Source organism: Sphingobacterium thalpophilum, assembly GCF_038396785.1.
In the GTDB taxonomy this organism is placed as follows: domain Bacteria; phylum Bacteroidota; class Bacteroidia; order Sphingobacteriales; family Sphingobacteriaceae; genus Sphingobacterium; species Sphingobacterium thalpophilum_A.
The window spans coordinates 2,661,422-2,675,630 of record NZ_CP151087.1 but is presented as its reverse complement, the minus strand read 5'-3'; the positions used below and the strand labels follow the sequence as shown (position 1 = coordinate 2,675,630).

Annotated in this window: 13 protein-coding genes; all 13 read right to left on the bottom strand. The window is 39.8% G+C overall.

Translation table 11 applies throughout. The annotated features are described in order from the left end of the window. Positions 1-51: 51 nt before the first annotated feature. Positions 52-2,637 carry a TonB-dependent receptor domain-containing protein gene (locus tag AACH28_RS11885; RefSeq protein WP_341833027.1) on the bottom strand — a complete coding sequence of 862 codons (2,586 nt, stop codon included), beginning with the start codon at positions 2,635-2,637 and terminating at the stop codon, positions 52-54. A gap of 265 nt (positions 2,638-2,902) precedes the next feature. After that, positions 2,903-3,322: an HYC_CC_PP family protein gene (locus tag AACH28_RS11880; RefSeq protein WP_341833026.1), complete on the bottom strand. Its 420-nt coding sequence runs from the start codon at positions 3,320-3,322 to the stop codon at positions 2,903-2,905. 350 nt (positions 3,323-3,672) lie between these two features. Next, positions 3,673-6,138 carry a phosphocholine-specific phospholipase C gene (locus AACH28_RS11875; protein WP_341833025.1) on the bottom strand — a complete coding sequence of 822 codons (2,466 nt, stop codon included), beginning with the start codon at positions 6,136-6,138 and terminating at the stop codon, positions 3,673-3,675. A gap of 184 nt (positions 6,139-6,322) precedes the next feature. Next, complete coding sequence (trpA, locus tag AACH28_RS11870) at positions 6,323-7,084, bottom strand: tryptophan synthase subunit alpha (RefSeq protein WP_341833024.1); 762 nt, start codon at positions 7,082-7,084, stop codon at positions 6,323-6,325. A gap of 3 nt (positions 7,085-7,087) precedes the next feature. Then, a complete protein-coding gene (trpB, locus tag AACH28_RS11865; RefSeq protein WP_286710142.1) occupies positions 7,088-8,272 on the bottom strand; it encodes a tryptophan synthase subunit beta in 1,185 nt (394 codons plus the stop codon). Next, positions 8,269-8,868, bottom strand: a complete 600-nt coding sequence (locus tag AACH28_RS11860) for a phosphoribosylanthranilate isomerase (protein WP_376745392.1) — start codon at positions 8,866-8,868, stop codon at positions 8,269-8,271. Before AACH28_RS11860 ends, trpB begins: the two co-directional genes overlap by 4 nt. A 28-nt stretch (positions 8,869-8,896) precedes the next feature. Further along, positions 8,897-9,886 carry an anthranilate phosphoribosyltransferase gene (trpD, locus tag AACH28_RS11855; protein ID WP_070562080.1) on the bottom strand — a complete coding sequence of 330 codons (990 nt, stop codon included), beginning with the start codon at positions 9,884-9,886 and terminating at the stop codon, positions 8,897-8,899. Between the two features lie 361 nt (positions 9,887-10,247). After that, positions 10,248-10,715, bottom strand: coding sequence for a hypothetical protein (locus AACH28_RS11850; protein WP_312482048.1), 468 nt, complete (start codon positions 10,713-10,715; stop codon positions 10,248-10,250). 151 nt (positions 10,716-10,866) lie between these two features. Next, a complete protein-coding gene (locus tag AACH28_RS11845; RefSeq protein WP_028072584.1) occupies positions 10,867-11,088 on the bottom strand; it encodes a DUF2795 domain-containing protein in 222 nt (73 codons plus the stop codon). Positions 11,089-11,210: 122 nt separating this feature from the next. Continuing rightward, positions 11,211-11,969, bottom strand: coding sequence for an ABC transporter ATP-binding protein (locus AACH28_RS11840; RefSeq protein ID WP_112373780.1), 759 nt, complete (start codon positions 11,967-11,969; stop codon positions 11,211-11,213). Further along, positions 11,951-12,742, bottom strand: a complete 792-nt coding sequence (locus AACH28_RS11835; RefSeq protein ID WP_286710145.1) for a 1-acyl-sn-glycerol-3-phosphate acyltransferase — start codon at positions 12,740-12,742, stop codon at positions 11,951-11,953. Before AACH28_RS11835 ends, AACH28_RS11840 begins: the two co-directional genes overlap by 19 nt. A 66-nt stretch (positions 12,743-12,808) precedes the next feature. Continuing rightward, positions 12,809-13,723 (bottom strand): substrate-binding domain-containing protein, encoded by a 915-nt coding sequence (locus tag AACH28_RS11830; protein WP_341833023.1) that lies wholly within the window; start codon positions 13,721-13,723, stop codon positions 12,809-12,811. Positions 13,724-13,727: 4 nt separating this feature from the next. Beyond that, on the bottom strand, positions 13,728-14,198 hold the full coding sequence (locus AACH28_RS11825; RefSeq protein WP_286710146.1) for a DsrE family protein: 471 nt from the start codon (positions 14,196-14,198) through the stop codon (positions 13,728-13,730). Positions 14,199-14,209: the final 11 nt, after the last annotated feature.

Here is a 14,209-nt window from a genome sequence, read left to right as displayed (position 1 = left end):
AAAGCGGCAAATGCCGCTTTTTTATTATTCCTTGATTTTTTAGCTGAGCTGTTATTTGATGAAATAACGAACCCCAGTGTAGAACATGCGTCCTGTTAATGGTCCCCAAAGCATCGAAGTATCAAAATAGTTTCCAAAGGGTTGATCCGCTGCAAGTATTGGCATATTTTGGAAATAATTAGACAGATTTTCTCCGCCCACATATACAGTGAAGTTTTTCTCTTTCCCAAAAGTTTTGCTAATCTGCGCATTCATGGTCGCATAAGCTTTTGATGCTGTAGGCATTTGATATTCAACGGGGTTCTCTGCTGTTGACGGAATGCGTTTTTGTCCAACTACATTCAACGTATAGTCTACACTCCAGCCAGAATGGTGATTATAAGCTAGGTTGACAAAACCACGGTGTTTGGCCAATAGCGGTTTGGTCTTTCTGCCACTCTCAAAATCAGTTTGGACATCAAGTAAACGATAGGCCAATCTCGTTTCAAAATGTGGTGCTGGCATAAAGCGAAATTCTGTTTGTAAGCTATTGGAGAAAGACTTCCCATTCAAATTGTAAAAATTGATCTCTCGGGGATTTTCGTAATCGACCACGATCTGATTAGAGAAGCTGTTATGGAAAAATTCAACGGATGCCGAAGCCTCACGTCCAAAGATTCGCATACTTTGGTCTATCGCTATTCCGCTATTCCAGGAGACTTCGGGTTGTAGGCCATAAGCTTTATCGTATATATTAGGCGATTGGATAACCAATTTTCTGCTACTAGCCAATACTGCCGTGTTCTCTGCAAATATATTTGCTGTACGTTGACCTCTTCCTGAGCTAGCTCGAACCGTTGTTCCCGCAATCGGTGCATAACGTAAATGGATGCGTGGTGTTGTAAACCAACCATACAGGGAATTATAGTCTTGGCGGAGACCGATAATGGCATCAAATTTTTCTGATGGACTATAGGTATATTCTGCAAATGCTCCCGAAACCACTTCTTTCCTTTTGAAGTTTTGATCTTTTAAATACCACTCATTGTAATTGTCATAATTAATGGAGGCACCAACGCGATACTTGTGAGCGACTGTACCGATAATATCTTGAAATAAGAGGTTAGCATATCCATTTTGTTGGTCCGAATTGTAGTTATTGAGCCCAAAATAGCTTTTTTGATTGTAATTTGACCCTGCAAGCTGGAGACCTATGCTGCGGTGCTTATTTTCGGGGAACACGTAACCAATTTTAGCGAAACCTTCTACACGTTCAATATCAAACCCTAAACCATAGCGATTCGTTGTACCCTTATCTGTCTTTTCGTTAAAATCAATCTGCCCGCCCGTACGGTCGTCATTGAGATATTTTACCCCAAATTGTACCATAAGTCCTTTTCCATTTTCATAAAACCAACGGTTGACACCAGAGAATAGATTGCCAACGGGTATATCTCTAAACCCGTTGTGACTAAAGTTCATGGATTTATTGTACATGAAATTGTCGTGCAACAGAACTGCGGTGGACCAATGCTGACCAATTTTTTGTGAAAGATTTAAGTTGACATCTGTGCGTCCCATGTTGTTAGCATAGGCATTAAAAAACAATCTTTCTGAATTTTGAGGTTTTTTCAATTCGACGTTGATCTGTCCGGCCATGTTTTCGAAACCGTTGGCTACGGAACCGATACCTTTCGCGATTTGAATTGATTCAATCCATGTTCCTGCAATAGAATTTAAACCTAAAGGAGAAGCGAGCCCACGAGGTCCGGGTAAATTTTCAACGGTTAATTGGGTATAAATACCACTAAGGCCCAGCATTTGAATCTGTTTGCTGCCTGTTACAGCATCAGCACTGACGACATCGACGGAGGCATTGGTTTCAAAGCTCTCGCTTAAATCACAGCAAGCGGCTTTGAATAACTCTTTTCCTGTAAGAACTTCCAGTCGTGCAGGTGTCATACGGTCGATGTAATTTGAGCGTCGTGTTCCTTTAACCTCGACTTCCATCAACACATTTCCCTTTGCTGTAATCATGATGACTTCATGGAGATCTTTGACGGTGATGGTGTCAGGTTTCATCCCAACATAACTTACAACCAATTTGTTGAACCCTTCTTTATGATCCAATTTAAAAACACCATTTTCGTTTGTCCTTGTGTTTTTGGTTGGAAGGTTGGCCCAGTGTAAATTGGCGCCAATAATAGGTTTAAGATCCCCCTTTTCGTTTTCTTCAACGACAACACCGGTAACTGTATGTGGATGGTCATGGTTATCGGTTGTTATAGTTTTCTTTTCGGGTATCTTGCCATTTTCCAATCGCGGATACATACAACATTCATGGAGTTTAGCGTAGGATTCATCAGTGGCAACTAAGTTGTCTACATCATGACCAACTTGAGCAATATTTTTCTTGATTGTCTCCAGTTGAACTTTTTGGGGGTTATATTTGATTTGCAATAAGTTGTCTCCTGCATTCCAAACAGCCGTTTCTACGCCATGCATTTTTGCGGCAGTTTCAATACGTTTTTTACACATGGCACAATTCCCAGCCACGGTAAGAGTCCTCGTACTGTCGGTCTGTGCCTGTACAAATGCCAGAAAAAATAAGCATAGAATGGTTGTCGTATATATTTTTTTGAAAATTTGATTCATCATTTTAATTAAGAGTATTCGCTTCAACTAGCATTTAATTTTTACCTTCATGATACCACGCAACCACATTTAATGGGTACGGATTTATTTTTTCAGTTCTACTACTATTTTGCTGAATGATTTAAAATCCACTGTTTTTTGTTCCGTGATAAGCTACGGAAAGACCAATGTTGGGAATGACAGTCTGCCGTTCTCACAAAATATAAAAACTATACTGGACTTCGGTCAATTCAAGGAAATGAACTGCGTTCGGTGAAAAGAGGTGATATTAAATTCTAAAATTTTGATTGAGAATAAAAACAGGTGGGGTCTGTCTATTGTCGCTCGCAAAATCAGTATACTTTAGTTTAGAGAAATCGTCTTCTTCGCCAGAGAAATGATAATAATTAAGTATCCAATGAAGCGTAACTATTACGGGAGAAAAAGTGTTAAAATCAAGATTTTGTGTTACTCGGCTGAAGTGATCGACCTTTTGTGCTTCGATCTTAACATCTTTACAGCTTCCTGTTTCATGACAGTGGTTCTGCTTTTTTTTTGCAGACTTGGCACAAAGAGGGCAGGCCATATTATGGCTTTCCGATAACGATACACTTTTTGTTTCCCCTTGGCAAAAATGAAGATGCACTGAGGCACCACTTGCTGCAAGCAAATAGAAAAATAAGCCGATAAATAGTGCAATTTTCTTCATCGAAGCAAAAATAAAGAAAATATGTAATTTTTTTTTGTAATATTTTGGATAAATGTTATAACTTGTAGTAACAAATGAAAAACCAAAAATTACCAGAGTTATGTATTTATTATTTATCAATCCAGTCAGCTCGTATTTGTTAGCTATCTTTTTGATTGTTGGGGCAATTTTATTGTACAAAGGATTCTATCATCTCGCTCGTCGTATACAGGAATAGTACAGTGTGTTCGATCTTTTTTCGGAACACTTTATCGGATAACAGCGTATGTAATTTAATTCCTGAAATTTACCTATTCCAGGAAGATGTTATAAGAATGGGAACATTTTTTTAATGCTCCCATTCGTTTTGTTTATCGGCTTAATAGAGGATCACTTTTTCCCGCATTTCCAATCTCGACACGACCCGCATATTGTTCCTCAAAGTTTAGAAAACCAGTGCAGGTGAGGCGGAAATCATACCAAAAGTTTTGCTTAGCCAAATCAAAATGTATCCTAATGGATTGCCCACCTTTAAGTTGCAGACTCCTTTTTTCTTTTCCATAGCTGATATCCTCGAAAACAAGTTGCTGGGTTGTTTTCCCATTGTTTGTACATGAAAAAGACAAACGCCCAGTAAACGCGGATTCATTTTTACTTTTTTCATAGGTACAGCGGACCTTTAACTCTGGGTTGTTTGTGTCACCTTTAAACGCTCGATAAAATCCATTTGGGCCATAGATCTCGAGGTGGTACATTTTTTTGTCGAAGGCGTCTAACGACCATTGGTCCGTTAGACGATCTCCAGGAGAAATAGCATAATTTCTTGAGGTTCCAACTTCTCCTTTGTAGCTAGCAGCATGGTAAACTGTAAATGGTGCGCCTGCGGCCTGTTTACCAAAAATTTTATTTGAAGCTTCAAATGTGACCAAGTAATCCCCTTTGGATTGGTATTCCCCATGCACATAAAGTTCATAGGGAAGGATACATGAATCCCGGAGCCCTTTTTCTTGTTTTGGGAAGTACGGTGAGCTGCTGGGGTCTTCCTCTATTTGTTTGATCTCCATTGCGCTGAGCGCTTTGAAGCCCATGGGAAGGCCTTTGAACTTGGCTTGGTGAATCTCTTGGATAAAAGGTTCCCGTTCTAATACAATCGGTTTGTTAATGGTTTCGCAATGATAGGGCCTAAATGCCGAAGTTAAGTCTCCACATACGGTACGCCGCCAACTGCTGATGTTGGTTTCTTTTATATCTTTCTTGATTTTGTGGTTAATAAACTTCTCCAGGAATTGTAAACTAGAGGTATGGTCAAACACTTGCGAATTGACCCAACCGCCTCTGGTCCATGGAGAAGCAATGATCATCGGTACACGATAGCCAAGACCGATATTGCTTTCTCTTCCGCTTTCAGGATAATATTGCTCATCGCGGCGTACATATTCTAACCCAGGATTGATTCCCGCTGATACTTTTCCGCTTTCTGTATCATCAGGATTCGGCGCTGTAAAGGGTGCAAAGTGATCAAAATACCCGTCGTTCTCATCATAGGTGAGTATAAAAATTGTTTTTTTCCAAACTTCTGGATTTTGGGTAAGAATGTCCATGATTTCACTAACATACCATGCGCCAAACCAAGGAGAATCGGGATGGTCAGAAAAAAGCTGCGGTGGAGCTAGCCATGATACGCTTGGAAGTTTACCTTCCTCGACATCTTTTCGGAATTGGTACAGGACATCTCCTTTAGGGATCTGTAACTCGCGCTGTTGCCCCCCTTCTTGATAATGCATTGTTTCCAATTCCATATAATCAGGCTGTGCACTGTTGTTAACAAAGGCACGGCGATGAATATCTTTTGTCCGCTCATCGAGCTTTTCAAAGTTCTCGGCAGTATATAGCTGTAATTCTTCTAGCATATGTTTGAGATTTTTCTTTAAATTTTCAAGTGCTTCGGCAGCTGTTGTTTCGCTAATTTTACGTTCGAGATCTTCTTTTTTTAATCTCAGGAGCTGACGATAGCGTGGATGATATTTGACTTGATATTGGGGGAAGTATTCCATCGGATTACAACCAAAATTGGCGAGCCAGCTGTTTGCTTCACCACTATAGCCAGCGCTGCTTGAAGAAATTTCATTTTGATAGATTTTCCAGTCTACGCCTAATTCCGAAAGGCGTTCGGGGAAAGTTGTCCATGTTGCTTTCCCGCTAAACTCGGAGTCTCCATTCCAAACTAAGGCCTTTCCTGTAAGATTTTCCCGTATATTGGCGGTCCAGAAATAAAGCCTATTCGGATTCGTGCCGGTGATGCTCGAACAAAAGTGTTGGTCACAGATTGTGAAAGAGTCCGCGAGAGAATAGTAAAATGGAATGTCTTCGCGGTTATAATGTCCCATGGTCAACGGTAGATTCGAAAATTCTTTAAATCCGGAGTGTTTTACATCCAGCCATTTGTTCATCTTGCCTTTATTGCGTGCATCTGTTTGATCGGTCCAGTTGTGGGGAAGACAACCCATCCAGGTGACTTTCGAATCTTTGATATCCAATCGGAAGGGAGCAAATGTTTCGCCGGATTTTTGCGTCTGAAACCAGACTTTATTCCGATTGGGTTGACGGATAGCTCTAGGATCATTGAAGCCTCTTACACCACGTAGTGTTCCAAAGGCATGATCAAATGAACGGTTTTCCTGCATTAATAAAACAATATGCTCGGCATCATAAAACGTGCTGCCCAATGCTGGATTTATAGCCATCGCTTTCGCAATGGCGGATGGAATAACATGGGAGATAGAAGCTCCCCCAGCAAGCATAGCTGCTTTCTTTAAAAAATCTCTTCGCGTATCCATGGTTATATCAGTATTGATTTGATTGGCTGCCTATTGCTTGGTTGATCAAGGCAACAAAGTTATTCTCTTCGAAAAATCATATTTTCGAAAACTGTCTTAAAAATAAGAGTTCGATCCAAGAAAAAAGACTTTAGACCGAACTCTTATTAAAAAATTAACGCTTTGCTAATTTCTAGCCTACATATTAAGCTTTGATAGACGCGATAAATGCTGGAATCTGTGTAAGATAATCCGGTTCTTTTAGCCGTTTGACAAATGCTGTACCTATAATGGCACCGGCCGTATGTTTACTTGCTTTTTGAAAGGTAGGTTTATCGGAGATACCGAAACCAACGATCAATGGGTTTTTTAATTGGAGATCATGTATCCGCTTGAAGTAAGCAGCTGTATCGTCTCCAACATCAAGTGTTTTACCCGTCGTTGCATTGGAAGAAAGTAAATAAATAAAGCTCCTAGAAAGGCTGTCTATTTTTCTGATTCGTTCTTCAGAAGTCTGTGGTGTTACAATGAATATATTTGCAATCCCATTTTTCTCGAACGTCTCTTTGTAAAGTTCTTCGTATTCATCCATAGGTAGGTCAGGTATAATAACACCATTCACACCTACATTTTTACATGCTTCACAGAATCTTTCAACACCAAATTGGAGCACAGGATTAAAGTAGCCCATCAAAAATACGGGGATGCTGACATGTTTACGGAGGTCAATCAATTGATCAAACAATTTTTCTACGGTCATGCCATTCGTCAAAGAAACTTCTGAACTGTGCTGAATGACAGGTCCATCCGCCACTGGGTCGGAATAAGGAAACCCGATTTCCAAAAAATCCGCGCCAGCTTCTTCCAATTTCTTGGCAATACTTATTGTGCTGTCCAATGTTGGATATCCAGCTGTAAAATATATCGATAAAAGGGGAGTACCTTCTTTTTTTTCAATTGTATTCATGCCTTAAAAATCAAAGTATTTCATATAATTATCTAGATCCTTGTCACCACGTCCAGAAAGACAGACAACAACAGTCTCATCACCTTTAAAAGGTATTTTTTCCAAATAAGCCAGGGCATGAGAACTTTCAATAGCTGGTATGATACCTTCTAGTCGCGTAAGCTCAAGACCGGCCTGCATCGCTTCGTCGTCAGTCACACTGACATAGTTACCTCTGCCAGATTTGAATAACCAAGCGTGTTGAGGGCCAATACCGGGGTAATCGAGTCCTGCTGATATGGAGTAAGGTTCAATGACCTGGCCATCCGCTGTTTGCATCAGTATAGATCGGCTTCCATGTAAAACTCCCTCTTTTCCTAATGCTGTTGTAGCAGCGGATTCGCCTGAATCAACACCGTGGCCAGCGGCCTCTACGGCATACAATTGAACCGATTCTTCATCGAGGTAATGATAGAACATACCTGCCGCATTGGAGCCTCCACCGACACAGGCCAATACAATATCTGGATTTTCTCTTCCTGTTTTTGTCAAGAGCTGTTTTTTCGTTTCGGCAGAAATAATCGACTGAAAGCGAGCAACCATATCGGGATAAGGGTGTGGTCCCACAACAGATCCAATGATATAATGGGTGTCGACAGGATTGTTGATCCAATCTCGCAAAGCTTCATTGGTAGCATCCTTTAGCGTTTTGGACCCTGATGTTGCCGGAATAACTTCGGCACCCATCATTTTCATCCGTGCTACATTTGGAGCCTGACGTTGAATATCAACTTCTCCCATGTACACTGCACATTGTATACCTTTGAGCGCACAGACGGTCGCTGTGGCTACGCCATGCTGTCCTGCGCCTGTCTCCGCAATGATGCGCTTTTTGCCCAGGCGTTCCGCTAATAGAATTTGGCCAATGGTATTGTTGATTTTATGCGCTCCGGTATGGTTAAGATCCTCCCGTTTTAAGTAAATCGTAGTTCCATATTTTTCAGATAGACGCTTGGCATGATATAATGGAGAAGGACGTCCGACATAATCGCTGAGCAGTTGGTTAAATTCCTCCTGAAAGCTCTCTTCTTCGATAATTTTGAGATATTCTTCACGTAGCTCTTTCACATTTGGATAGAGCATCTCAGGGATATAGGCTCCTCCAAAGGGACCATAATATCCTTTTTCATTGACTTGATATATACTCATTTTTTAATTGTATTTATACTGTGGCTTAATAGCGCAATATCTTTTAAGCCGGGTTCTACTTCAAATTTTGAATTTAAATCCAGGGCATATAGTCGTGGATCATTTCTTTCTAGCGCTGTTTTGATATTTTCGGGATCTAAACCACCGCTGAGAAAATAGGGGGTAGTAAGTTTGTATTGGTCCAATAGGGACCAGTCAAATTGTACTCCTGTACCACCATAGGAACTACTTTTGGTATCAAATAAAAAGTAGTCCACAACTTTAGCGTAAGGATCCAGCTGTATCCAGTCAAAGTTTTGATCAACTCCGAAGGCTTTCAAGATGATAACCCCTGATTTTTCTTTCAATTCAAGACAGAATTCGACAGATTCATCGCCATGCAATTGAATTACATTTAGTTGGAATTCAGTTATTTTATCTAGAATTGCTGAGAGGCTAGCATTGACGAAAACGCCGACTTTGCTTAGGCCGTCAAGTTCCTTAATGTATGCGGAGGAGCTTTGACCAACATAACGTTTGGATTGATCATAAAATATAAATCCCATATAATCGATGCCCAAGGAAGCTACAGCGGTTATATTGTCGGGATATTTCATACCACAAACTTTTACTTTGACCGTCATTTTATTTTTTGATTAGTTTTTGGAAACTTCGTAAAGCTTTACCTCCCATCAATGAACCTTCTGCTTCATAAAAACAGTCGCCAAAAGATTTTTCGGGGTTAAAGGTCTTGATCGCAAATGCGGCATTGGTCAAAACAACATTGTTCTGCACATCTGTACCCTGATTGTTCAATATCGATAAGAATGTGTGGGCGGCATCCGCTATCGTTTCACCTCCTGTCAGCTCCTGGGCTGAGACTGGGGTGAAACCAAGCTCTTCCATGTTGTAGTAATTTTCCCCTTGGTTGTTGATTAACTTAAAATCACCGGTCATGGATATCTCGTCATAACCGTCCAAAGCATGAATAATGGAATATTGTTTGTTGGTGTTTTGGTATAAATAACCATACAGTCTTGCCAATTCTAAACTAAATACACCAACAGACTGAAATCTAGGATTGGAAGGATTTGTCAATGGCCCTAACATGTTAAAGAAAGTCTTAACACCCAATGCACGACGTATCGGGGCAACAGTTTTCATTGCAGGGTGAAACAATGGTGCATGGAGAAAACAGATGTTGGCTTCATCAAGCTGGCGTTGTAGTTCAGCCTTATCGTTGCTGAATTGATAGCCTAAATATTCCATGACATTGGAAGAACCACAGCTCGAAGATACCCCGATATTACCGTGTTTTGCGACATGGTAACCAGCCCCAGCTGTGATAAAAGATGCTATTGTCGAGATATTAAAGGTATTTTTACCATCCCCACCTGTACCGCAAAGGTCAATTAAATCATAACCATCAAAATCCAGTTTGAGACATAAATCATACATCGCATCCCTAAACCCTCCAAGCTCTTCAACGCGAATGCTGCGCATACCATAAGCGGTCATAAATGCCGCAATTTGGTGGCTGTCATATTTGCCCATGGCAATGTTGGTTAGAATCTCGTAGGCCTCTTGCCGAGAAAATGTCTTGTATTCAAATAAATGCGCTAAAATTTCTTTCATGGTAATTTAAATAAAAAAAGGGCTTACCTTATTTAGGCAAGCCCATCATATCTTGACGTATTAATCAAATAATGCAATAGGAATTTGCCACAACGTTATTCGTTGTGCCACCACCAAGCTTTATTTGAGACAGTTGTTATCATTGTTGTTTTTATTAATACAAATATGGTTGATAGAATTATAAAATGCAAGTGTTTTTATTGAAAAATTTTTAAGAAAGCATCATTGGCTTAATATTGCTCACAAATATGCTGTAAAATAAAACCTGATAAGCGCGCGTTTATGTAAGCCTGAGCGTGATATTTAAGGGTTATAAGAGCAGGTATCTGATAAAATGGGGGCGATGAAAACAAGATGAAAATTAATAGAATACAAAATGAACCTTATTGTTACCTTTAGAGACTAATGTAAAAGAAGCTATTTTTCTATCACGAATAACGGCAGCAAATACAAAACGCTTGAGGTATTTGACAAAGTAGACTTGTTGTGGATCAATACCTTCGAGATCGATATCACTTGTTTCTTTTCTTCCCGCTTGAGCAAAGCTAAGATATTCCAGTTGGTTGATATTCTTGCTCTGTACATTTATCCTGATTTCATCGATGCTTGCCAATAAGTATTCTTGCAGGTCTTCGTTTAGTTTTTTTGATGTGATTAGATCTTGACTTAGTATAATATCAGTAGCTAGACTAGGATCATGTAAACGTTGGACAAACCTTTTTAAAACAACAATATATTCATTGGATGTTTGTTGTTCCTGAGCAAATAAGCTTTGGCTGACCATACAGCTAATCAATAGAAACAACAACAGCTTTAATTTTATCTTCATATCTGTAAGACTTAGCTTCATCTAAATGGATTAAAACTAGGGAATAAAAAAACTCGGGAGCTAATCGGTATACACCATACTGAGGTGTCTCCGAAAAGAGGGGGATGTTTTCAATAAAAAACGCCTTTATTAAAAAGGCGTTTTTTATTTTTTAGTATTCATCTTCATTGAAGAAGAAATCGTCTTTTGTTGGATAGTCGGGCCAAATTTCTTCGATATTTTCATATGGCTCACCATCGTCCTCAAGAGATTGTAAGTTTTCAATCACCTCAACAGGTGCACCCGAACGAATAGCGTAATCGATTAATTCATCTTTTGTTGCTGGCCATGGTGCATCTTCTAGATGCGAAGCTAATTCTAATGTCCAATACATATAAAAACAATTTAAGTTCTCTATTTTCGCAAAACTATGATTTAATTTAACTTAAGCAAGTAAATCACGTGTTATTTTTGTGGTTTTAATGTAAGTAGTTGATTTTTAACGTTATAATATTTTTAGATATTCTCAAAATCACTTCCCTTTTCGTTTAACGCATTAAGTCTTGGGGACACGGATTTAATATCAGGATTTGGATAATCATTTTCGATCAAGCCATCTCGCATGCGTACAATACGGTGTGCATGTAATGCGATATCCTCTTCATGAGTCACTAGGATAATGGTATTGCCCTTGGAGTGAATTTCTTCCAGTAGACCCATAATTTCAATAGACGTTTTGGTATCAAGGTTTCCTGTTGGCTCATCGGCAAGTATAATGGATGGATCGTTGATCAACGCTCTTGCAACAGCCACACGTTGTCGTTGTCCTCCTGAGAGCTCGTTCGGCCTATGATCCATACGATGTCCTAAGCCGACACTTTCCAATGCTGCAGTAGCTTTTTCCTCACGTTTAACTTTATTATAGCCCGCATAAATTAGGGGAAGTGCAACATTTTCAAGTGCTGTATTCTTTGGTAATAGGTTAAACGTTTGAAAGACAAAACCAATTTCTTTGTTTCTTACTTCGGCGAGTTCATCGTCAGTCATGTCACTCACATTAATCCCGTTGAGGATATATTCTCCCCGGCTAGGGGTATCCAAACAACCGAGAATGTTCATTAACGTGGACTTGCCTGATCCTGAAGGCCCCATTAAGGCAACAAATTCTCCTTTATTGATGTTGAGTGTAACGGAGCTTAAGGCATGAATTGTTTCTGCACCAATTTGGTACTCTCTGGCAATATCCTTGATTTCGATTAAGATCTTTCCTGACATATTTTTTGGAGGTTCTCTAGGTTATGAAAATACGATTTATTCTTCATAATCCAATAGGAATGCATTTTGTCATATACAACTTTTTCTAGTTCCGATGCATTATCATCGTTAAAATCTTTAGTCTCTATCGGCTTGAATACATGTATTTTAACTATTCCCGGCCGAGATCCTCTTTTCGAGCCGTCATCGAAAAAGATATCCCAGGCATTTTCAATAATAATGGGTACTGTGGGAACGTCATTCTGAATAGCAATTCGAAAGGCTCCGGATTTAAATGCGTGAATCTGTGGGGGGAAACCATCGTCGATTTTTCCTTCTGGGAAGATAACCACACTTCTTCCGCTTCGGACGAGTTCATTGGCACGTTGAAAAGCCTTGAAAGAAGATACTTTACTTCTTCTTGTGACCGGGATATCTATTGTTTTGAAAAAAATGCGTGTAACCGGGTTTTTAAGCAGGGAAGCTTTTCCAATAAATGAAAAAGGAGCGGGGCACAAGTAGGTGAGGGCTGTTATATCCAAGACCGAAGTATGATTGGGACACAATACCATGGAACGGTTCCAATCTATTTTTGATTCATAGCTCACCTTAAAAAATACACCAGCTAAGGCCGAACCACCAACTGATACCCAGCGTCGCATACGGGCAATCCGAGCATAATTTTTTTCGGGACGTCGTGCTAAAAAATAGATATAAGGGAAAAACAGAAGAAAAACAAGTAGAACGCTGATAAAATACCAATACCGATGGAGTTTTTTGAGCAATAGGATCATACAAGTCAACTAATTTTGACCTAAAGTAAAAAAAGAAAATGGATAATTAATTATCCATTTTCTTTTTTAGTCTACTGTAAAACCATACTTCTTGTAAATCCGCTTGGCTGTTGGCGAGTCCATGAATTTTAAAAAGTCATCTGCAGCCTGCGTATGCGGTGCGTTTTTAAGCTTTGCAGCAACGTAAGTTGCGGTTGTATTTTGCGCATCAGGAATGGTAATCCCTTCGACAGGATGGCCAATTAGTTTTTGATAAACGACTTCAGAAGCCCAAACTGGAGCCGCATCAGCCTGTCCATACAATACACGCATGGGGCTTTCGCGATGGTGGATCTTAGTCAGATAAGTGCTGCCGTCATTGACCTTATCTTCCATGATTTTTTTGACGAGTTGTTCGCCCCCGGCTTTTCTATAGGATGCTTTGATCTGCTCCCCAATTCCTTCCCATTGGGGATTAGGCATGCTGATACGAACTTTGTCATTCCCTAGATCATTCAATATGCTGATATTAGCGGGATTTCCTTTTGGAACCATCAAACAGATATTGTTATAGCAATACACCTGCGTATGGCTAAAATAATCTGCCATTTCGTTGATCGCCCGTTTACTCGCCGTGTAAATATCGGGTTTATGCGTAATGCGTAGATTGCCTATCGTAATTGAACCGCCTTTAATCTGCTTGGCTAAAATGCCTGGTGGCAGTGTTTCAACAAAAATACGTTCGTATTGTGGGTATTCTTGTTTGAATGATGCGAGTAGATCATCGACGACCATAAATTGATTGCCAGCGAAAAAAACGGTAAGCTGCGGATTCTCGATATCACCATATAAATCTGGAATATTGTCTATCCCAGGTACCGTAAAATTTAGCGCCGATTCTGGTGGAGTATTCCAGGGCGGATCAAAACGATGTTCTTGTGCCTTAATTTCCTGGACACCCAATAATGCTATTGTTAGACCAAGCAGTAGAAAATTTCTCATTATACTATGGTTTAACGATAACCCAACCTTCATTTGCGCGTAAGATTAATTCACCATTTCCGCTAGGAACATAACCTATAAAATCAAATAGCTCTTCTTTGGCAATATGTTTCTCTTCCAACGTATTCAGGCATTGCGCTACGATAATGCCTTTCTCGACGAGATCTTTCAAGGGTTTCTCGTATTGGCTGTTCTTTTTTAGGTAGGCTTCGGTACCGCCAGAAAATGCAACCAGTTCAATTTGTAAACGTCCTTTTAATCGCGGGTCCTTCAAGACATTGTTAATATTGCGAATTGCTTTTTCAATTGTTTTTGGATCATTGCTGTCCAGTTGATAGATAGCTTTATACGCTTTTTTCTTCGCAACGGCACCGCTGTATTGATGGTTATCGAGCAACAATTTATTGTCCTGTGCTTTCGCTTGAATAGTCATTATCGCTAATAAAATACAAGCGATTGTAAATTGTTTTTTCATATTTATTATTG